The 18,705-nt window shown below is 56.2% G+C and carries 16 protein-coding genes; 13 read left to right on the top strand and 3 right to left on the bottom strand.

All coding sequences use genetic code 11. The features are described from left to right. The first annotated feature begins 433 nt into the window (after nt 1-433). Complete coding sequence (locus tag GP473_RS09565) at nt 434-799, top strand: WhiB family transcriptional regulator (RefSeq protein WP_281381107.1); 366 nt, start codon at nt 434-436, stop codon at nt 797-799. Nucleotides 800-833: 34 nt separating this feature from the next. Here the strand turns inward: GP473_RS09565 and GP473_RS07205 are convergent, their stop codons facing one another. Beyond that, on the bottom strand, nt 834-1,298 hold the full coding sequence (locus GP473_RS07205; protein ID WP_185770219.1) for a metallopeptidase family protein: 465 nt from the start codon (nt 1,296-1,298) through the stop codon (nt 834-836). A gap of 310 nt (nt 1,299-1,608) precedes the next feature. Between GP473_RS07205 and GP473_RS07200 the strand changes: the two genes are divergently transcribed. The 3 genes from GP473_RS07200 to manA all read left to right on the top strand — a co-directional run bounded on the left by GP473_RS07200 (nt 1,609) and on the right by manA (nt 4,946). After that, a complete protein-coding gene (locus GP473_RS07200) occupies nt 1,609-2,040 on the top strand; it encodes a DUF3499 domain-containing protein (protein ID WP_185770218.1) in 432 nt (143 codons plus the stop codon). A 149-nt stretch (nt 2,041-2,189) separates the two neighbouring features. Further along, complete coding sequence (locus tag GP473_RS07195) at nt 2,190-3,566, top strand: phosphomannomutase/phosphoglucomutase (RefSeq protein ID WP_185770217.1); 1,377 nt, start codon at nt 2,190-2,192, stop codon at nt 3,564-3,566. A gap of 93 nt (nt 3,567-3,659) precedes the next feature. Further along, nucleotides 3,660-4,946, top strand: coding sequence for a mannose-6-phosphate isomerase, class I (gene manA, locus GP473_RS07190; RefSeq protein WP_185770216.1), 1,287 nt, complete (start codon nt 3,660-3,662; stop codon nt 4,944-4,946). 17 nt (nt 4,947-4,963) lie between these two features. On the opposite strand, the gene GP473_RS07185 is transcribed toward manA, so the two are convergent. Further along, entirely contained in the window at nt 4,964-5,791 is an 828-nt protein-coding gene (locus GP473_RS07185) for a hypothetical protein (protein ID WP_186276773.1), read from the bottom strand. Nucleotides 5,792-6,102: 311 nt separating this feature from the next. Here GP473_RS07185 and GP473_RS07180 point away from each other — a divergent pair, with 311 nt between their 5' ends. The 9 genes from GP473_RS07180 (at nt 6,103) to secA (ending at nt 17,830) form a co-directional block, all read left to right on the top strand. Further along, the gene (locus tag GP473_RS07180) at nt 6,103-6,474 is read left to right on the top strand and encodes a DUF4259 domain-containing protein (protein ID WP_185770214.1); all 372 of its coding nucleotides are present in this window, start codon (nt 6,103-6,105) and stop codon (nt 6,472-6,474) included. Nucleotides 6,475-6,585: 111 nt separating this feature from the next. Then, the gene (gene ahcY, locus GP473_RS07175; RefSeq protein WP_390625320.1) at nt 6,586-8,049 is read left to right on the top strand and encodes an adenosylhomocysteinase; all 1,464 of its coding nucleotides are present in this window, start codon (nt 6,586-6,588) and stop codon (nt 8,047-8,049) included. Nucleotides 8,050-8,158: 109 nt separating this feature from the next. Then, nucleotides 8,159-8,848 (top strand): dTMP kinase, encoded by a 690-nt coding sequence (locus tag GP473_RS07170; protein ID WP_185770212.1) that lies wholly within the window; start codon nt 8,159-8,161, stop codon nt 8,846-8,848. Nucleotides 8,849-8,905: 57 nt separating this feature from the next. Continuing rightward, nucleotides 8,906-9,580 (top strand): MtrAB system response regulator MtrA, encoded by a 675-nt coding sequence (gene mtrA, locus GP473_RS07165; protein WP_186277301.1) that lies wholly within the window; start codon nt 8,906-8,908, stop codon nt 9,578-9,580. A 157-nt stretch (nt 9,581-9,737) separates the two neighbouring features. After that, nucleotides 9,738-11,543, top strand: a complete 1,806-nt coding sequence (gene mtrB, locus GP473_RS07160) for an MtrAB system histidine kinase MtrB (protein WP_281381155.1) — start codon at nt 9,738-9,740, stop codon at nt 11,541-11,543. Further along, the gene (lpqB, locus tag GP473_RS07155; RefSeq protein WP_186276772.1) at nt 11,540-13,276 is read left to right on the top strand and encodes an MtrAB system accessory lipoprotein LpqB; all 1,737 of its coding nucleotides are present in this window, start codon (nt 11,540-11,542) and stop codon (nt 13,274-13,276) included. Before mtrB ends, lpqB begins: the two co-directional genes overlap by 4 nt. Before the next feature lie 18 nt (nt 13,277-13,294). Beyond that, nucleotides 13,295-14,068: a ComF family protein gene (locus GP473_RS07150; RefSeq protein WP_185770209.1), complete on the top strand. Its 774-nt coding sequence runs from the start codon at nt 13,295-13,297 to the stop codon at nt 14,066-14,068. 192 nt (nt 14,069-14,260) lie between these two features. Further along, the gene (hpf, locus tag GP473_RS07145) at nt 14,261-14,935 is read left to right on the top strand and encodes a ribosome hibernation-promoting factor, HPF/YfiA family (protein ID WP_185770208.1); all 675 of its coding nucleotides are present in this window, start codon (nt 14,261-14,263) and stop codon (nt 14,933-14,935) included. Nucleotides 14,936-15,241: 306 nt separating this feature from the next. Beyond that, nucleotides 15,242-17,830 (top strand): preprotein translocase subunit SecA, encoded by a 2,589-nt coding sequence (secA, locus tag GP473_RS07135; protein ID WP_185770206.1) that lies wholly within the window; start codon nt 15,242-15,244, stop codon nt 17,828-17,830. Here the strand turns inward: secA and GP473_RS07130 are convergent. Next, nucleotides 17,827-18,378 (bottom strand): Rv3235 family protein, encoded by a 552-nt coding sequence (locus GP473_RS07130; RefSeq protein ID WP_186276771.1) that lies wholly within the window; start codon nt 18,376-18,378, stop codon nt 17,827-17,829. The two genes, secA and GP473_RS07130, sit on opposite strands and share 4 nt — an antisense overlap. Nucleotides 18,379-18,705: the final 327 nt, after the last annotated feature.

Here is an 18,705-nt window from a genome sequence, read left to right as displayed (position 1 = left end):
AACTGTTTCTGTGGGGCAAACGGGGGATGCCTGGAGGGAAGAGAAAAATTATCAGAAAATTCCGAAGATGTTGGGGAATCTTCAGTGAAACTTGAGGATTTTCACTATATGTTGTGGTGGGCGCAGGTGAGGGGGATATATGTCGTGGTGAAGTAAGTAAATAACTTTTTATTGCATTGTGACGTATGTGGTGTGTGTTGCGGTTGTGATTAATGGGATACGGTGGGTTTGGTGAAAGATTGACGGAATGTAATTACCTTTGTGTAATCTGTCCAGTAGTGACACGCGCTCGCACCTTTTATCTCCCATTTCGGCTCGCTCCTCGCTTGGGCAGGACAGTGTGTTCAAGAGAGAATTTCCACACAATGGGAAAGCGGAAGTGGGTAGGTGTGCAGTGCACCAAGTAATAGTCAACGGTTGTTAGGAGAACACAGTGGACAAGTCAGTAGATACGGCCTTTAGTGGCCAATTCGCTGACGGTTCTGCTGCAGTGGATAGGGAGGTCCACGTGGACGGTGACGCGCGCCAGCGTAACCTCTTTGATCTCACTGAAGATTTCGACCTGCTGTTTGATGCGGTTGAACAGGACTGGCAGGAGCAGGCGCTCTGTGCACAGACTGACCCTGAGGCATTCTTCCCAGAAAAGGGCGGTTCCACCCGTGAAGCTAAGCGTATCTGCCAAGCCTGCGGTGTGCGCGATGAATGTCTAGAGTATGCGCTCGCTAATGACGAGCGTTTCGGTATCTGGGGTGGCCTATCGGAGCGCGAACGGCGCAAACTGAAAAAGCGCCTAGGTTAGAGATGAGAAAGCAACGCTACGCGCTTCCCATGTGCTAGCTCTCCCACGTGAATTGTGGATCGATGATGTCCGGCGACACATTGAGGTACACCGCAACCAGACGTACCAGAATGGCATGTAATTGCTCGCGCAGTGCTGCAGCACCGTGAGTGCGTAACTCAACAGGGCGGCGAAAAACGATGATGCGTGGCCGAGTGGGGCGGCCTTTGGAGTCCACCCCGGCAGGCACGAGTCGCCCAAGGGGAACCTGACCATCCGCAACGACATCGTCGGGCCACTGCTTATAGCCCACGTCGAGGCGCATGCGTGGTACCACATCTACCGCGATATCGAGCGACGCCAACTGTTCTTCAAAACGGTCGACGATCGGTTCATAGGCGTCAAGCACGGCAGCATCAAATTGCTCGCTTCGCGACTTGTGTCGCGGAAGATCCGGAAGGAGCACACCGCGCGGCCCTCGACCACGACGGTCATTACGTACGCGAGTGATGTGTCCCATGGCTCCACAGTCTAGCCCTGCTCACGGCTAGCATCTGGCCATGACACAGGTGCGCTTCCTCGAAAATCTCACCATCGCGTGGAGTGCACTGCTGGAGCTCTCGTTCCCTGCGGTACGCGCTGCAGAGGAATCTTTCAGTATCGCTTGGTCCAGGGGGTCTTTCAGTAACGCTTGGTCAAGAGGGATCTTTCAGTAACGCTTGGTCATCGGAAAGAATCCTTTGATCGGCGTCCTGCGTGGACTGCAGTATGGAGAGTAGGCGTTTCGTGTTAGGTACCCACATCGGGTTGCGCCGGCTAAGATGTTGGGCGTGACTGTGAGCCGACAATGTTCTCGCCCTGGATGCCGTAGGCCAGCCGTGGCGACCCTCGAGTTCAACTATGCAGAACAGGTGGCCATCATCGGCCCTCTGCAGGTTTCCGGTAACCCTCATCGCTGGGATTTATGCGAGGAGCATGCGCGGCGGACCACCGTTCCTTATGGATGGACACTGCAGACGGCAGACGTTCAACCCGGTGGCTTTGTCGCCGAGGATGATACAGATGAAGAGGATCTCATGGCTCTTGTCGAGGCGGTACAAGAGGCCACCAATCATGTGGAAGAGGAAGCTCCTGCTCCCGCTCCGCGGGTGATCCGCCGCGAGGAGATTCCTTTGCCCACCGGTCACCATCCTGCGCGGCGTAATCTTCCGCGTCTGGCTCCGCGCCGACACCTACGCGCTGTGCACCGAGGTGATGGTTAGGTAGCGTTCGTAGGTGTGGAAACCGTCGCCCACTTCGGTGTCTATGTCATGGACGCCAGGCCAACCCCAGTCCATTTTTTACAAATACACAAAGAGCATTGCACCAGCACATGCCCAACAATTCCTGATAAGCAAGGAGCTTGCACACTATGACCGCACGTACCCGTGAGGCACTGGCCGACATCATCAAGGCCTACGACGTCCGTGGAGTAGTCGGCTCTGCTGACAATGAGGTGGACGCAGATTTCGTCCGTGACACAGGAGCTGCCTTCGCGCGGCTCATGCGGAACGAGGAAGCGAGCACAGTCGTCGTGGGACACGATATGCGAGAGAGCTCTCCGGTGCTGTCCCAAGCGTTCGTCGAAGGTGTGAATTCGCAGGGACTGGACACCATTTATCTCGGACTGACTTCTACAGATGAGCTCTACTATGCTTCAGGTGTCAAAGACTGCCCAGGTGCTATGTTCACGGCTTCTCACAACCCAGCGAAGTATAACGGCATCAAACTATGCCGTGCGGGTGCACGTCCCGTCGGCCAGGAAACCGGGCTGAAAACCATCACGGATGAACTGATTAACGGCGTTCCCGCTTTTGATGGCGCACCGGGTACCAACACTGAAGAAAATGTTCTGGACGGATATGCCCAGTACCTCCTTGACCTGGTACCTATGAATATCCGTCCACTGAAAGTGGCTGTGGATGCTGGCAACGGTATGGGTGGGTTTACAGTTCCTGCCGTTTTCAAGAATCTGCCGGTGGAAGTCTGTGACCTGTACTTTGAGCTAGATGGCAGCTTCCCCAATCACGAGGCCAACCCCCTTGACCCCAAGAATTTGGTCGACTTGCAGCGCTACACCGTGGAAACCGGAGCTGACTTGGGCATAGCTTTTGACGGAGATGCAGACCGCTGCTTCATTGTCGATGAGAAAGGCCAGCCCGTTTCGCCGTCCACCATCTGCGCGATGATCGCCGAGCGCTACCTGGAAGCCAACCCAGGTTGCACGATCATCCATAACTTGATCACTTCCAAGAGTGTTCCAGAGCTGGTGAAAGAAAAAGGCGGCACTCCGGTACGTACACGCGTCGGGCATTCCTTCATCAAGGCTCAAATGGCAGAAAGCAATGCGATCTTTGGAGGAGAACATTCTGCCCACTATTACTTCGCGGACTTCTTTAACGCGGATTCCGGCATGCTTGCTGCGTTACACGTGCTCTCGACCCTTGGAAGTCAGGATAAGCCATTATCTGAATTGCAGTCTGCCTACAGCCGATACGTGGCGTCGGGGGAGATTAACAGTGAAGTAGCCGATCAGAAGGAGCGCACCGAGGCGGTTGTAACGGCATTCGCTGATCGTACAGCGGCGGTCGATCGCCTCGATGGCGTAACCATTGACCTGTTGGACGGCTCGTGGTTGAATGTTCGAGCTTCTAATACTGAGCCACTGCTACGCCTTAATGTCGAAGCGAAGACTGACGACGAAGTTCAGGCGATCGTAGACGAGGCACTAGCGGTGATTCGCGCGTAAAGTGAAGCGGCAGACCGTACAATGCGGTTCGGAGACGGCGGCTCACCCAGAGCCGCTGTATTGGCAAAACACCCAAGGATGTGACAGTAAACAGTGCAGTTGATCGAGGGCAACGTCCGCTCGTATGCGTGGGGATCGCGCACGAAACTGGCTGATCTCACCGGCCGACCGTCACCGACGGAACACCCCGAGGCAGAGATATGGTTCGGTGCCCATCCGGCGGCTCCATCAACCGTCGTTTCCGAAGACGTCACATTGGACCAGTTCATCGCCGCAGATCCCGTCGCTCAGCTGGGCGAAGGTCATGAGACGCTTCCTTTTTTGTTGAAGCTTCTTGCAGCGGACAAAGCATTAAGCCTGCAGGCTCACCCGACTAAGCAGCAGGCGGAGGAGGGTTTTGCCGCGGAGAATAAGCAAGGCGTGCCTCTGGGGGCGTTTCAGCGTAACTACAAGGATGACAATCACAAGCCGGAGCTGGTGGTTGCCCTCACCGACTTTGAGGCCTTGGCTGGTTTTCGGCCGGTAAAGCGCACTCGAGAATTGTTGAAGGCACTGGACTTACCTGAACTTGCTGCACATATTTCCTTACTCGGCTCTGGCAATGATGAGTCCGATTTGCGTAGCATTTTCACCACCTGGGTCAGCCTGCCGCCGGACTTCGTGCGTCCGCTTATCGATGCGGTGGTAGCGCGGTGTTCCGAATTGCTCGACGTCTCACCGACCAAAAGCACTGCATCCGCTCTGGAGGAATGGATGGTTCCTTCACTGAAGACCGTCATCACGTTGTCGGAGCAGTATCCGGGTGATACGGGCATATTGTGCTCTTTATTGCTTAACCGCGTCACGCTGAAACCCGGTCAGGCACTGTATCTGGATGCGGGTCAGTTGCATGCCTACCTTGGCGGATTGGCTGTGGAGATCATGGCGAATTCGGATAACGTGCTGCGCAGTGGGTTGACCACCAAGCACATCGATGTGCCTGAGCTGATGAGGGTTCTTACCTGCCAGCCGTTAGATGATCCGTGCCTGAACGTTGACGAGCATGGGGTATATGTCACTCCAGCTCCAGAATTCCGCCTGAGCCGTGTGGTGCCTAGTCAGAAATCACGGGTGGAGGGTCCGGCTATTATTCTGTCCGTCGGTGACGGTGTTTCAGTCTATTCGGAGGAGGCGGAATCTCCACTGGGATTGGCGCCGGGGCGGGCAGTGTGGGTAGCGGCTAGCTCTGATCCAGTCACGGTGAGTGTTGCAGAGCCCGAGGGTAAAGGCAGGGGGGAAGCTCAGCAGAGCGATTCTTCCGGCTCACATGGTCGGGAGTTCCACGAGGGTAAGGAACAACCCCCGCAGGCCGCTGCGTTCATTGCCACGGTTGGGGGCTGACGGCACTAGGTGGTTCCCTAGCGTGTGTCTGTCATGCCTCCCCAGACCGGACGCTCGAAGATAGTGAGTTGGTTGGTAGTGTTACCTGCTTCGCCTTTACTGTCCTTACTTGCAGCAGGGGCGGACTTACCGGAGTGCGCGGTCTGTGCCTTCTCGTTACTGCTCTTAGAATCCGACGGCAACTGAGTCATAGTTGCCGTGGGAGCCACAGTCCCACCGGGGAAAAAGTCCAGCTTCAATGGGATAGAAGGAGCAGGGAAGACAGGAGCAGGCGGTTTCGGAGCAGCGGGAGTTGTTGGCTTGCTGGGTTTCGAACCACTCGGGGGCGCCACTGCGGTAGTTTCGGATGTTGGCACGGAGAAGAGAGTCTCGGTGGGCGAAATAGGCGCCTCAGAAGCGTCGTTGCGGCTGCCCCCGTTCCACGAGTTTGGCGGAAGGTAGGGATCATTACCCAGAGGTGTCACGTTCTGCGTGCCCTCACCTGAAGCGTATCCAGGCTGAGCGGTGTGAGCCTTATGCGCTGATGTATTGGTCTTAGCCTTACCGGAGGTATCGGTGCGCTTGTTGGTTTCCGAAGCAGAGCTATCCTCCGACTTATCGAGGAGCGACTGTTCAGAGATAGCGCGCTGGCGTGCGTCTGGATCTCCGTTGGAGGCTTTCAGCGTCCACACACCAACTAGTCCAGCTAGAAGCAGGCCCGCAGCGGCGAAGACGGCGACGAACCGGAAGCCTTCACCGCGCGGTGATTGAGCAGGGGAGACGGAGGCAGAAGCGGTGGTGGGCTCTTCACGCTGAGCTGATTGCTTCTGAGAACTCTGTGGGCCGTTGGGGTACTCGCTACTCATGCCTCCTCCTTTCTCGCATTTTTAAAGTGTCCGGATGGCATCGTCGAAAGTTCAGTCCTCTGGTTTGCAGTTATAAGAAATTGTCTCAAGGATCACCTGAGGTCTGTGAAGTCCGACTGTTCGAGCCGTGAAAAGTTGATCGAAGATAGTCTATCCAGGCTGAAGACGACTATTACAATTCGATTACAGGCTAACATGTTTTTATAGAAAAGACACTGTCAGTCCAGCTCTTTTAACTGTTTATTTTTCGTTACTCTCGAGGTTGAAAACCAACGAGCAACACGGACAAGCCCGCGGAAGGAGTGGCGAGCATGAGTAACTGGGATGAGTACATCTTTCATGACGTGGATAATGTGGAATTCCTCGATGATCTAGTGGACCGTGACCCTGCTGACCTCTTCCAGGCAATTGAAGACGCTATCACCTTCGCGCTTCGACACGCTCAGCCTGGAGACGTCGAATACCTCAATGGTCTGTGCGCTGCGAGCGTGGCGGCCATCTGGTGCGGAGCTCCGTTTAGCTCAGCCACTGTCGCGGATGAACATCCATTCGTGCGTGAGTACATCGGACACTGTGATGAGACGCTCCAGGAGCAGGCTAGCCTCCTCCTGGACAAGGAAATTGATCGCCGAGGTGACTCGGCCCCTGAAGGGCTGGAAACTTTCGCAGAAGCGCTGAGCTGAACCTGTCGCATGACCGGCTAAACTAGGCACGTCAATGAACTTTCGCGTACGCACACTCAGGAATCAGCGGCGTGCGCCTTGCATGGAGAATTAAGGAACTACATGGCTGAGATGAACGTCGATCGCATCGGGGATCTGGAATTTAAGGTCGCTGACCTCTCTTTGGCGGAGTCTGGCCGGCATCAGATTCGCCTGGCAGAGCACGAAATGCCAGGTTTGATGGAGTTACGCCGTGAATACGCCGATGAGCAGCCGCTGGCAGGAGCTCGTGTTGCTGGTTCCATTCACATGACTGTGCAGACTGCAGTGCTGATCGAAACGCTGACTGCCTTGGGTGCTGAGGTGCGATGGGCCTCCTGCAACATCTTTTCCACACAGGATGAGGCAGCCGCAGCTATCGTCGTGGGGCAGGGAACTCCTGAAAAACCTGAGGGCGTACCCGTTTTCGCATGGAAGGGGGAGTCTCTGGATGAGTACTGGTGGTGCCTTCAGCAGATCTTCTCTTGGGGAGATGGCATTGATGCGAACATGATTCTCGACGATGGCGGCGATGCCACAATGGCCGTCATTAAAGGCACTGAATACGAAAAGGCTGGCCTGGTGCCAGAACCAACGGCAGAAGACTCCGACGAACATCGAGCATTCCTGGGGATGCTGGCTCGCACATTCGCTCAGGATGAGGGCATGTGGACTCGCGCAGCTACGAACGTCAAGGGGGTCACGGAGGAGACCACCACCGGCGTGCACCGTCTCTATCACTTTGCTGAACAAGGAGTTCTTCCTTTCCCAGCGATGAATGTGAACGATGCCGTCACGAAATCCAAGTTCGATAACCGCTACGGGACGCGCCATTCGCTTTTGGACGGGATCAACCGTGCTACGGACATGCTGATCGGGGGTAAGAACGTCCTCGTCTGTGGTTATGGCGACGTGGGCAAGGGCTGCGCAGAAGCTTTGGCTGGACAAGGCGCGCGCGTGAAGGTGACCGAGGTGGACCCCATCAATGGCCTGCAAGCTTTGATGGACGGATTCCCCGTGGTCACCGTTGACGATGCAATTCATGAGGCGGACATCGTTATTACCGCCACAGGTAACCTGGGGATTATTTCCTTTGAACAGATGCAGAAGATGAAGGATCATGCGGTTCTAGGAAATATCGGCCACTTCGATAATGAGATTGATATGGCATCGTTGCTTCACCGCGAGGATGTCACACGAGTGAACATCAAGCCACAGGTTGACGAGTTCACCTTCCCTAACGCCGCTGGTGACCCCATTTCCATCATTGTGCTCTCTGAGGGTCGTTTGCTGAATTTGGGTAATGCGACGGGGCATCCTTCTTTCGTGATGTCCAATTCCTTTGCAGACCAGACGATCGCGCAGATTGAACTTTTCACCAAGGGTGATCAGTATGACAATGAGGTCTACCGCCTTCCTAAGAAGCTGGATGAAAAGGTTGCTCGCATCCACCTGGAAGCTTTGGGCGGAAAGCTGACCAAGCTTACTAAAGAACAGGCCGAGTACATCGGTGTAGATGTGGAAGGCCCTTACAAACCCGAGCACTACCGCTACTAGCAATTGTGTTCATCACTCTGGATGGTGTGCCTTCCACATGGACACTGTTGGCGCGCTGTCGTCACGTACGCACTCACGGTCGACTAGTTGAGGAACTGAGACAACCGACATGATCATCTCTTTTGAAGGCGTCGATGGCGCTGGTAAGAACACCTTGGTGACGGCCGTAGAAAAAGAACTTCTCGCCCGAGAAGTGGCGGTTGCGCGCCTAGCATTTCCCCGTTACGAGCATTCCACACCGGCGCACCTTGCCCAGGAGGCGCTATATCAACGCATGGGAGACCTCACCGATTCGATTTACGGAATGGCTACGCTATTTGCGTTGGATCGCCATGACGTCGCCGATGAACTGGCGGAACTCGACGGAGATGGTTATGTGGTCCTGTTGGATCGCTATACAGCGTCCAACGCAGCGTATTCGGTGGCGCGTCAAACGGTGCGTGATGGTACGAAGACGGGTTCAGATTCTCTTGCAGAGCATCCGATCGTAGATTGGGTGGCGTCGTTGGAATTTGGACATTTAGGCGTGCCCGTTCCGGATCTACAGATACTCGTGGACGTGGAGGCTTCCATGGCGGGTGAGCGAGCTCAACTCCGCGAAGCGGAGGATGCCAGCCGGACACTCGACGCATACGAGACCGACCAAGCCCTCCAACGGCGCACAGTGGAGGCCTACCGCGATTTGGCTGTCGCACATTGGCGTAGCCCGTGGAAGATCGTTGATGCCTCCGACAATGAAACCCAGGCACGCGCCGAAGAAATCGCAGACATCATCACCCGGGCACTCGATGTAGACTAACCTGCACAGACTTTCCCAATAGTGACATCAATTAAGAACGGACGAGATAGGCACACCATGGCAGCGACAATTATGGTTGTTGACGACGATCCTGCAATCTCTGAAATGCTCACCCTTGTTCTGCAGGGCGAAGGCTTCAATACGGAAGTTGTGGGTGATGGTCTTGAGGCCGTCCACCGGCAGCGTGAAGTTCACCCGGACCTGATCCTGCTAGATCTCATGCTTCCGGGTATGAACGGCATTGATGTATGTAAGGCAATCCGGGAAGAGTCTGCCGTCCCTATTGTCATGCTCACCGCACGTACCGATACTGTCGATGTGGTATTGGGGTTGGAATCCGGTGCAGATGACTACATCCATAAACCATTCAAGCCAAAAGAGCTGGTGGCTCGCGTGCGTGCGCGTTTGCGTCGCTCACCGGATGAACGTCCGGAGATGCTCGAGGTGGCTGACTTGAGGATTGACGTTCCAGGGCACCAGGTTATGCGGGGTGGCCATGAAATTTCGCTCACGCCTATTGAATTTGAATTGCTGGTGGCTCTGGCATCTCGTCCGCGCCAAGTGTTCTCTCGTGAGGAACTCCTTGAGCAGGTATGGGGCTACCGAAAGTCATCGGACACTCGCTTAGTGAATGTTCACATTCAGCGCTTGCGTTCGAAGATTGAACACGACCCGGACGATCCACATATCATCCAGACTGTCCGCGGTATCGGCTACAAGACTGGCGAATAATCACGTGCCCTCCCGAGCAGATAAGAACATCGAGGAGAAGCGGGGTGAACCCTCGAAGCGCAGCACGGTCGCGCACGTGACGGAAGTATTGCACCCCCATCCTGAATGGGTTTTGCACAACGCACCGCGTGGTCCCAAGGAAGCGTTCCTATCCTTTCTGCGCTCTCCCCGCCACACCACCAAGTGGCTGTGCTCAACACTGCTGCTGCGTTGGCGAACGTCTATCCAGATGCGTGTGATCGGTTCGGTGTTCCTATCATCGACTTTGGTCATCTTGGTGTTGGGTTTTGTACTCATCAACTTTGTGGGTCAGCAGTTGCTGAATCAGAAATATGCAACCGCCACGGAGGAAATTGACCGTGCCCGTGCTGTGGTGGAAGAACAAGTCGATTCGATGGATGCTTCCAACCCCACGTCTGTGAGACTGACTTCCGCACGCGCGGCATTATCGGACAGACAGGGGGGAATGGATCAGTCCCGCTCTGAAGTGTATGAGCCGATCCTCATCGCCCACAGTGTCAGCAGTGACGACGAAACTATCGTCCCCGATACTGCCGAGGTGCCAGACTCTCTGCGTCGCTTTATTCAGCAGGGGCAGGTGGCTTACCAATACAGCACGATGGAGGGTGCCGCCGGGCCATATAAGGCTCTCATTATTGGGTCGCCGGTGTCCGCCGATATTTCAGGTCTGGAGCTCTATCTTGTGTTGCCTTTAGACGCTGAAGAATCCACATTGGCTCTGATGCGCGGTTTGTTGTCCGCAGGTGGCATTGTTCTCCTCGTGTTGCTGGTTGTCATTGCGTGGGTGTTCTCTCAGCAGCTGACCGTCCCGATCCGCACCGCCTCCAGTATTGCTGCCCGTTTCGCCGCAGGTCATTTGCGCGAACGCATGGTGGTCGATGGGCAGGATGAGGTAGCTCGCCTAGCGACCTCTTTCAATGACATGGCTGAGAAAATTTCCACCCAGATCCACAATCTGGAGGAGTTCGGTTCGCTGCAGAGGCAATTCACATCGGATGTGTCCCATGAGCTGCGTACGCCTCTGACGACCGTGCGCATGGCCGCTGACCTCATTCACGACAATGTGGATAACCTTGACCCAATTACCGCCAGGGCTTCCACGTTGATGAACAAGGAATTGGAGCGCTTCGAGACATTGTTGGGCGACTTGTTGGAGATCTCGCGACACGATGCGGGTGTGGCGAATCTTTCCCGTGAACGCGTGGATGTCCGGGGAGTGGTGCGTTCAACCCTAGCTCAGGTGCGTGCCATCGCGGAGGACGTGGGCACATCTTTCAACGTAAATTTGCCGGAGGAACCCGTCCAGGTGGAGATTGACTCTCGCCGGGTGGAGCGTATTCTACGCAACCTTATGGGCAACGCTGTGGACCATTGTGAGGGCAAACCTATCGATGTCACGATGGCTGTTGGAAAGGATTCCCTGGCGATTACGGTGGTGGATCACGGCGTGGGTCTGAAACCGGGCGAAGAGGACTTGGTGTTCCAGCGGTTCTGGCGCTCAGATCCATCCCGTGAACGTCGTACTGGCGGAACTGGATTGGGCTTGGCGATTGCTAAGGAAGATGCTCAATTGCACGGTGGCCGCCTAGAGGCCACAGGCGAGCCAGGCGTGGGATCCTGTTTCCGCCTGACCCTGCCACTGGAGGCCGGCGCACAAGTACGCGAGTCCCCACTGCCGCTGAAGGTGCTCCCAAGCGTCCAGCCCACTACTCTCCTGGAACCGGAGACGAGTGGGGATGGGGACGCGGTGGCGTTGAATAATAAGGAGATCAAAGAACTGCCTGAGGGGTATGGGGAGGAATCCTGCGGAGAGCCAGAGAAGACAAAGGGCCACGGGGAAGACGAGCGAGCGACAACACACGGGGAAGACGAGCGAGCGACAACACACGGGGAAGACGAGCGAGCGACAACCTGCGGTGAAGGGAAGGAGGATGAATCATGAGTCAACGGGCCCGTTACGCACATATTAAGACGTCGGTGGCCAGCCTTGGCGTGCTCGTGATGCTGACCGGCTGCACCACGCTGCCGGGGAGTACCGCGCCGGAAGTGGTGAGCTCTTATGCCTCCTCACCTTCGCTTGAGGAAGTTGCTGAACCTACCCCGGGCAACCCGGCAGATCTCATGCTGCGCGACTTCTTCTCTGCGAGCGCCCATCCACTGGTGAACCATGAGGCCGCACGGCGTTTCCTCACTCCAGAGGCAGCGCAGAATTGGAAGACTGGCAAGGATATTTTTATCCTCGACCGCATTGATATTGCTTCGAATGGCTCGGCTTCTGCGAATAAGGTGACGTATGCCGTTCGCGGTAATCTCATCGGCAGCATGGGGGTTGGTGGTGTGTACCATCCGATGTTCACCGGTTACGAAACCACCTATGACATGGTGAAAGTCAACGGAGAATGGAGAATCGCCAACCTTCCAGATGCGGTGGTAGTGGATCGTAGTGACTTCACCAGTGCGTATCAGCCACATCCCATTTATTATCTCGGGCCGCAGGGTCAGCATCTCGTGGCTGATCGCCGCTGGGTCTATACGCGGCAGCAATCCCTGAGCTCCTCCCTCATTTCCCTCTTAACCGCAGGGCCGCAGGAGAATCTCCAAAGAGGGGTGCGCACTCTCATCCCTCACGACGCGACAGTACAGACACGCAGTCTCGATGATGGTGGTGTCTCTGTTGATTTCACCGGTATGACTGGCCTGAACCAACAGGAGCGCGATCTCGTTGCTGCGCAGGTGGTGTGGACTCTTGCGAGTTCTGATGTGCGGGGGCCGTACGTTATCACAGCCGATGGATCGCCCCTGTCTGAACAAAACGGCCGTGAGTGGCAAGTGGAGGATGTCTCCAAGCTCGATCCTCAAGCGGACATCGCGATGCCTCTACGGGCAGTACTGGATGGGCAAATCGTGGATATCTCCGAGAATCAGCCCACGCCGATGAGCGGTTGGGTCAATGGACAATATAACGAGTCGGTGGCAGTGAGCCCTCAAGGATCGGTGTTTGCGGTGGTGACCGGCCGCGGAGATTCCGAGCGTAAGTTGTTGGTGGGAGCGGAGCAAGAACAACCGCAGACAGTGGTGACGGCAGACAGCCTTACCCGGCCAACATGGGGTTCGGATGCAGACACCATCTATACGGTCGTCGACGGCAAGCAAGTTGTTCGCCTGGTGCGCCGTGAGCTTGGTGCGATAGAGCGTTCGAATGTGGATATGGGGGTACTACGCCGAGTTGATGGTAAATCCACTCGTATTAGCATGTTCCGGATATTCCGGGATGGCGTGCATGCGGTGATGCTCATTAACGGCCGCGTATACACCACCGTGCTGGAAAATGACGATGACGGCGGCAAACGCTTGGGTGCACTTACCCAGGTGGGTAACCAGCTGGGAGATACCGCTATCAGCGTGGATTGGCAGCCGGATGGCTCTCTCCTGGTGGGAACCCGTTCCTCCGACGCGCCGCTGTGGCAGGTGGCAGCAGATGGGTCTATTTCCACGCAACTGCCGAGTCGAAATCTCAGCGCTCCGGTGGTGGCTGTGGCCGCGACGTCCACTGTGGTGTATGCAACCGACGCGCGAGCTTTGATGCAGCTCAACAATATGGAATCGGATCGCCGTTTCTGGCGTGAAGTGCCGGCGTTGCAGGGCCAGCGCGCGGTGGCTGTGCTGGCGAACTAACTGCGCTATTGTGTCTACATGGATCTGGGGGAATATTGGGGAGAGTACCTGTCCGCGGCAATGGGGCTGTTGTGGAGGGGAGACTGCATATGTTGTGGCAGAGTGGTTGGTTTCTATGACGGTGGTGAAACCTTAGCGGGCACCGCTGTCCGTAATCAGTTATGCCAGCGTTGCGGGATGGATCTGCAGGTTCCATGGCGCCGTGTGAGCCCACCGGTGTCCGTGGTTCCTGTGTTTGCTGCCGGCTATTACGGCGGTGCGCACCGGGCGTTAGTGCTGGCGTTGAAAGAACATCTCAGACCCGCGGCTATTTCGGTTGCAGGCCGAGTAGTGGAGTCTGGCATTGTTCACGTGGCAGGGCTCGGCCTGGTTCCCGATCCTCGTTGGGGGTGTGTGGTTCTTCTTCCCGCTCCGTGTCGACGCCATTCGGCTGCCCAACGCGGTGGAGATGTAGTGACCCGCATGTGTGAGAGTGCTGCTCGTCGGTGGCCGGGACACGTACATGTGATGCCGGTGGCTTATATGGAGGATGAGGCGCGGGACTCCGTGGGGCTGGGCAGAACTGAGAGACGCGCCAATGTGGCCGCCCACGTGAGGGTTTATGCGGCATCTGTGAAGCGCCTCAGGGCAATGGTTCGCGCAGCTAGTCACCCTGACGAGGGGAAGGGAGCTCCGAAACTGCTCATCGTGGACGATGTGTGTACCACGGGTGCCACGTCTGCACAGTTTGCGATGGTGTTGCGGGCGCATGGAATTGCCGTGGATGGTGTGCTGGTGCTAGCCGCGGCCTAGGTTCCACCTGAGTTTTTCATAGGCTTTTATTTCATTGGGGGTAAAAGTTTTATCGGCTAACGCGAAACCCCCACTCAGTGCACCGGGGTGGGAGAGTTATCGGTAGACTCGGGGACGGAAACGTTTCGTCGCCCCCTTTGTGAGGCAAACCCGCCTCATGAAGCACGATGAGCATCATTTGGGAGGTTGAACATGTCGAGTGTCAACAACACGTCGCCGGTCGAGGACAAAGGGTCCCCGGAGGCTGAGGTCCAGATCACCGGTCGTAACGTTGAGGTGCCCGAGCACTTCGCGGAACGCGTTCACGGTAAGCTCGCCAAGATCGAGCGCCTGGATCCGACACTGACCTTCTTCCATGTTGAATTGCAGCATGAGCCAAATCCGCGTCGTTCTGATGAGTCCGACCGCATCCAGATCACCGCAACGGGTAAGGGGCACATTGCCCGCGCTGAGGCGAAGGAAGATTCTTTCTACGCTGCGCTTGAGGTTGCCATCGGACGCATGGAGCGCTCCCTGCGTAAGGTGAAGGCTCGCCGTAAGATTTCTCGCTCCGGTCATCGCGCCCCAGTGGGTATCGGTGAGGCAACCGCCGCTCTGGTCGAGGATGCGCAGCCCCAGGCCAAGGAAGAAGCCCCTGCAGGTAAATACGATGTCGACCCTTATGAGGATCAGTTCCAGCCGGGTCAAGTCGTACGTAGTAAGGAGCATCAGGCTAAGCCAATGAGCGTGGATGATGCGCTGTCAGAGATGGAACTCGTCGGCCACGATTTCTACCTCTTCATCAATGAAGAGACCGGCCAGCCGTCCGTCGTCTACCGCCGTCATGCATTTGACTATGGTTTGATTTCGCTGAAGGGCGCTCAGTAAGCGAGCACCGTTCAAACACGCGCGGCACAGATTCCGTGGGTGACTCAGCGGCATTACCTAGAGCTTCCCGCTTCGGACGAGGGCAACGTCCACACGTTGCTCCCCGGAGCGGGATTTTATTATGGCGAAGGTTCGCCGACAGCAGACGCCAAGCAGCTAGCTTTCTGCGCCATGCGTTCCACAACTACTTGCCCGCGAGGTAGGATGAACGTTTGTCTCCCGATGGTGGATTTTCCATCGACATGCTCGATGTACTCCCCGGGCATTACTTGCACATAATTACGCGACACGAAGGACAACCAGGACGTGCTAGGACTTTCAAAGTTTCTCCGAATGGGTGAAGGCCGTGCGGTGAAGCGACTGGCCAAGATCGCCGACCAGGTCATCGAGCTCGAAGATGAGTACTCCGCGCTGAGCGATGATGAGCTGCGTGCCAAGACGGACGAGCTGAAAAAGCGGGTTCAGGAAGACGGCGAGTCCCTGGATGACGTTCTGCTGGAGGCGTTCGCCACTGCCCGTGAGGCATCCTGGCGCGTGCTGGGTCAGAAGCATTATAAAGTGCAGGTCATGGGTGGCGCTGGTCTGCATTTCGGGTATGTCTCTGAAATGAAAACCGGTGAGGGTAAAACCCTGACCTGTGTGCTGCCTGCTTATCTCAATGCACTTTCAGGAAAAGGTGTGCACGTTGTTACGGTGAATGACTATCTGGCCAAGCGCGATGCTGAGTGGATGGGGCGCGTTCACCGCTTCCTGGGGCTGTCCACTGATGTGATTTTGTCTGGCAAGTCACCAGCTGAGCGCCGTGAAGCATACAACGCGGATATCACCTACGGCACCAACAACGAATTCGGCTTCGACTATCTCCGTGACAACATGGCTCACCGTATGGCTGATCTCGTACAGCGCGGCCACCATTATGCCATCGTCGATGAGGTCGACTCCATCCTGATCGACGAGGCTCGAACCCCGTTGATCATCTCCGGTCCCGCCGGTGGTTCCTCTGAGTGGTATCACGCCTTTGCTCGTATCGCCCCGAGGTTGACTAAGGATATTCACTACGAAGTGGATGAACGCAAGAAGACCATTGGTGTAAAGGAAGAAGGCGTGGAGTATGTCGAGGATCAACTCGGCATCGAGAACCTCTACGCTCCTGAGCATTCCCAGCTGGTGGGCTATCTGAATAATGCGATTAAGGCGAAGGAGCTCTTTACCCGCGATAAGGATTACATCGTTCGTAACGGCGAGGTTCTTATCGTCGACGAGTTTACCGGTCGCATTCTCGACGGCCGCCGATACAACGAAGGCATCCACCAGGCCATCGAGGCCAAGGAAAATGTAGAGATCAAGAACGAGAATCAGACTCTCGCCACTGTTACTCTGCAGAACTACTTCCGCCTATATGACAAGCTCGCCGGCATGACCGGTACGGCTGAGACCGAAGCAGCTGAGCTTCACCAGACGTACAAGCTCAATGTTGCTGCGATCCCCACGAACAAGAAGAACCAGCGCATTGACCATGTGGATCTGATCTACAAGACTCAGGAAGCCAAGTTCGAGGCAGTGGCCGATGACATCGCCGAGCGCGTGGAAAAGGGACAACCGGTTCTGGTTGGTACTACCTCGGTGGAGCGTTCGGAGTACCTCTCCCGTCTTCTGCAGGCTCGTGGAATTAAGCACAATGTGCTGAACGCAAAGTATCACGAGAAGGAAGCGGAGATTGTTGCACAAGCAGGCCGTTTGGGTGCCGTCACTGTGGCGACCAACATGGCTGGTCGTGGTACTGATATCGTGCTCGGTGGTAACCCAGACATCATCGCCGACCTGGAGTTGCGCGAGCGTGGATTAGATCCCGTGGAGGATCCGGAAGCATACCAGGAAGCCTGGGATGAAGAAATCGAGAATGTCCGTGCGAAAGTAAAGGCCGAGGCAGAAAAAGTACGCGAGGTTGGTGGCCTGTATGTGCTAGGTACTGAGCGCCATGAGTCTCGCCGCATCGATAATCAGCTGCGTGGTCGTTCTGCGCGTCAGGGTGACCCTGGTGAGACCCGCTTCTACCTGTCTATGCGTGATGAACTCATCGTGCGTTTCGTGGGACCCACCATGGAAAACATGATGACTCGCCTCAACATCCCCGATGATGAGGCTATTGACTCGAAGATGGTGACTAACGCGATCAAGGGGGCACAGACTCAAGTTGAGTCCGCTAACTTCGAGATGCGTAAGAACGTCCTCAAATACGACGAAGTGCTCAACGAACAGCGCAAGGTGATCTACGGCGAACGCCGTCAGATTCTCGAGGGCGAAGATGTTGAGACCCAGATCCGTGCCATGTTGGAAGACACGATCACAGCGTATGTAGACCACGCCACGATGGAAGGCTATGTGGAGGATTGGGATCTCGACACACTGTGGCATGCCTTGGAGTCGCTGTACACCCCGAGCATTACTCATGAGGAGCTCGTTGAAGGTTCTGACTACGGTCGCCCAGGCGAGTTGAGCTCCGGCCAACTCCTGGAGGCTATTCTTCAGGATGCTAACGCGGCGTATGACGATCTTGAGGAACGTGTCACCGAGATCGGCGGCGAGGAACAGATGCGGGGCATGGAGCGCGCGGCGTTGCTGAATGTCGTGGATCAGAAATGGCGTGAGCATCTCTACGAGATGGACTACCTCAAGGAGGGCATTGGCCTGCGTGCAATGGCTCAGCGCGATCCTTTGGTGGAGTATCAGCGTGAAGGCGGTGACATGTTCAACCGCATGAAGGAAGGCATCAAGGAGGAAACGGTTCGCCAATTGTTTAGCGTGCGTAAGCAGCTAGATCAGGCCGCTGGCACTCTAAAGGTTGAGGATCCGGCTGAGGGAAGCCAGCTGGAGGACAAAGAGGCGCGGCGCTAAATGATGTGCAGAGTCTCCACCCGCCATACCACGGCGGCTGGGGACTCTTTGTGCTTTCTCACCCGCACGAGTCGCCCCGTTCCGGCGAGGGCACGTACCCGACCTCTGATGACAACCGATGCGCAAAAACGTGTCTTGTGCGTTGCTGCCTGTTGGATGTGAACCGTGTTGAGCATCGACGCCGCATCTGCCCGATCAGTGGGGGTGCCCAATTGTAAACGCTGTCGTAAAGAGGGGAGTGTTGCAGGAACATGCGGATGAAATCGCACGGATTTGAGGGTTGCAGGGGAGCGGCGTCCGTCGAGGGCTTCTAGCCACACTATTAGCAGGCGGGCGAGATCGGCCTTGTCCGGGGCTGCAACGGGTGCTTGCCGCGCGTGGGGTGACGGTACAGGATGATGTGGCGCGCGGTCGGGAGAAGGGGTGGCGTCGGCGAAGAGAGGAGAAGGCAAGGAATCCGACAAAGCGGTGAGAGATGGGGGAGCCGGGCGCGCGAGATATAGGTAGCCGGGTATGGGCTGGAGCCTATGCGTACTGTGCAGATTCAAGTAAATACATCCCCCTTCAGACTGACTATGCGAGACTGGCCAAACGCTTCACGAGAAAACGGGTGCACATTCCCCCTGTGCACCGAATGCTCTTCGTCCAGTCGTTCACCGACTATACAACACTCCGCGTATGACGCAGCCAGGGGAAGTTTGCGAGCTTTTTTCCCGGGGTGCAACTGTGGGCATCGCAGTGTGGGGGGCTACCACCGTAGGCACTACGCAGTGAGAGCAACAGCATGAGGTGCGACACCAGCGGGTACCACAGCAGTGGTCATTACAGCCGTGGGGCGTAGTCACGGTGAGGGTGAAATGGTGGCACAATATAGG

Origin of the sequence: Corynebacterium anserum, from assembly GCF_014262665.1 — a bacterium.
GTDB lineage: Bacteria > Actinomycetota > Actinomycetes > Mycobacteriales > Mycobacteriaceae > Corynebacterium > Corynebacterium anserum.
This window is presented reverse-complemented; position numbering and strand designations above follow the sequence as displayed.

Excerpts from the sequence above, each read along its gene's own strand:
- mtrA (WP_186277301.1), top strand. The coding sequence starts at position 8,906 with ATGGCAGCGACAATTATGGTTGTTGACGACGATCCTGCAATCTCTGAA.
- GP473_RS07180 (WP_185770214.1), top strand. The coding sequence starts at position 6,103 with ATGAGTAACTGGGATGAGTACATCTTTCATGACGTGGATAATGTGGAA.
- lpqB (WP_186276772.1), top strand. The coding sequence starts at position 11,540 with ATGAGTCAACGGGCCCGTTACGCACATATTAAGACGTCGGTGGCCAGC.
- hpf (WP_185770208.1), top strand. The coding sequence starts at position 14,261 with ATGTCGAGTGTCAACAACACGTCGCCGGTCGAGGACAAAGGGTCCCCG.
- GP473_RS07185 (WP_186276773.1), bottom strand. The coding sequence starts at position 5,791 with ATGAGTAGCGAGTACCCCAACGGCCCACAGAGTTCTCAGAAGCAATCA.
- GP473_RS07150 (WP_185770209.1), top strand. The coding sequence starts at position 13,295 with ATGGATCTGGGGGAATATTGGGGAGAGTACCTGTCCGCGGCAATGGGG.
- GP473_RS07170 (WP_185770212.1), top strand. The coding sequence starts at position 8,159 with ATGATCATCTCTTTTGAAGGCGTCGATGGCGCTGGTAAGAACACCTTG.
- ahcY (WP_390625320.1), top strand. The coding sequence starts at position 6,586 with ATGAACGTCGATCGCATCGGGGATCTGGAATTTAAGGTCGCTGACCTC.
- GP473_RS07205 (WP_185770219.1), bottom strand. The coding sequence starts at position 1,298 with ATGGGACACATCACTCGCGTACGTAATGACCGTCGTGGTCGAGGGCCG.
- GP473_RS07195 (WP_185770217.1), top strand. The coding sequence starts at position 2,190 with ATGACCGCACGTACCCGTGAGGCACTGGCCGACATCATCAAGGCCTAC.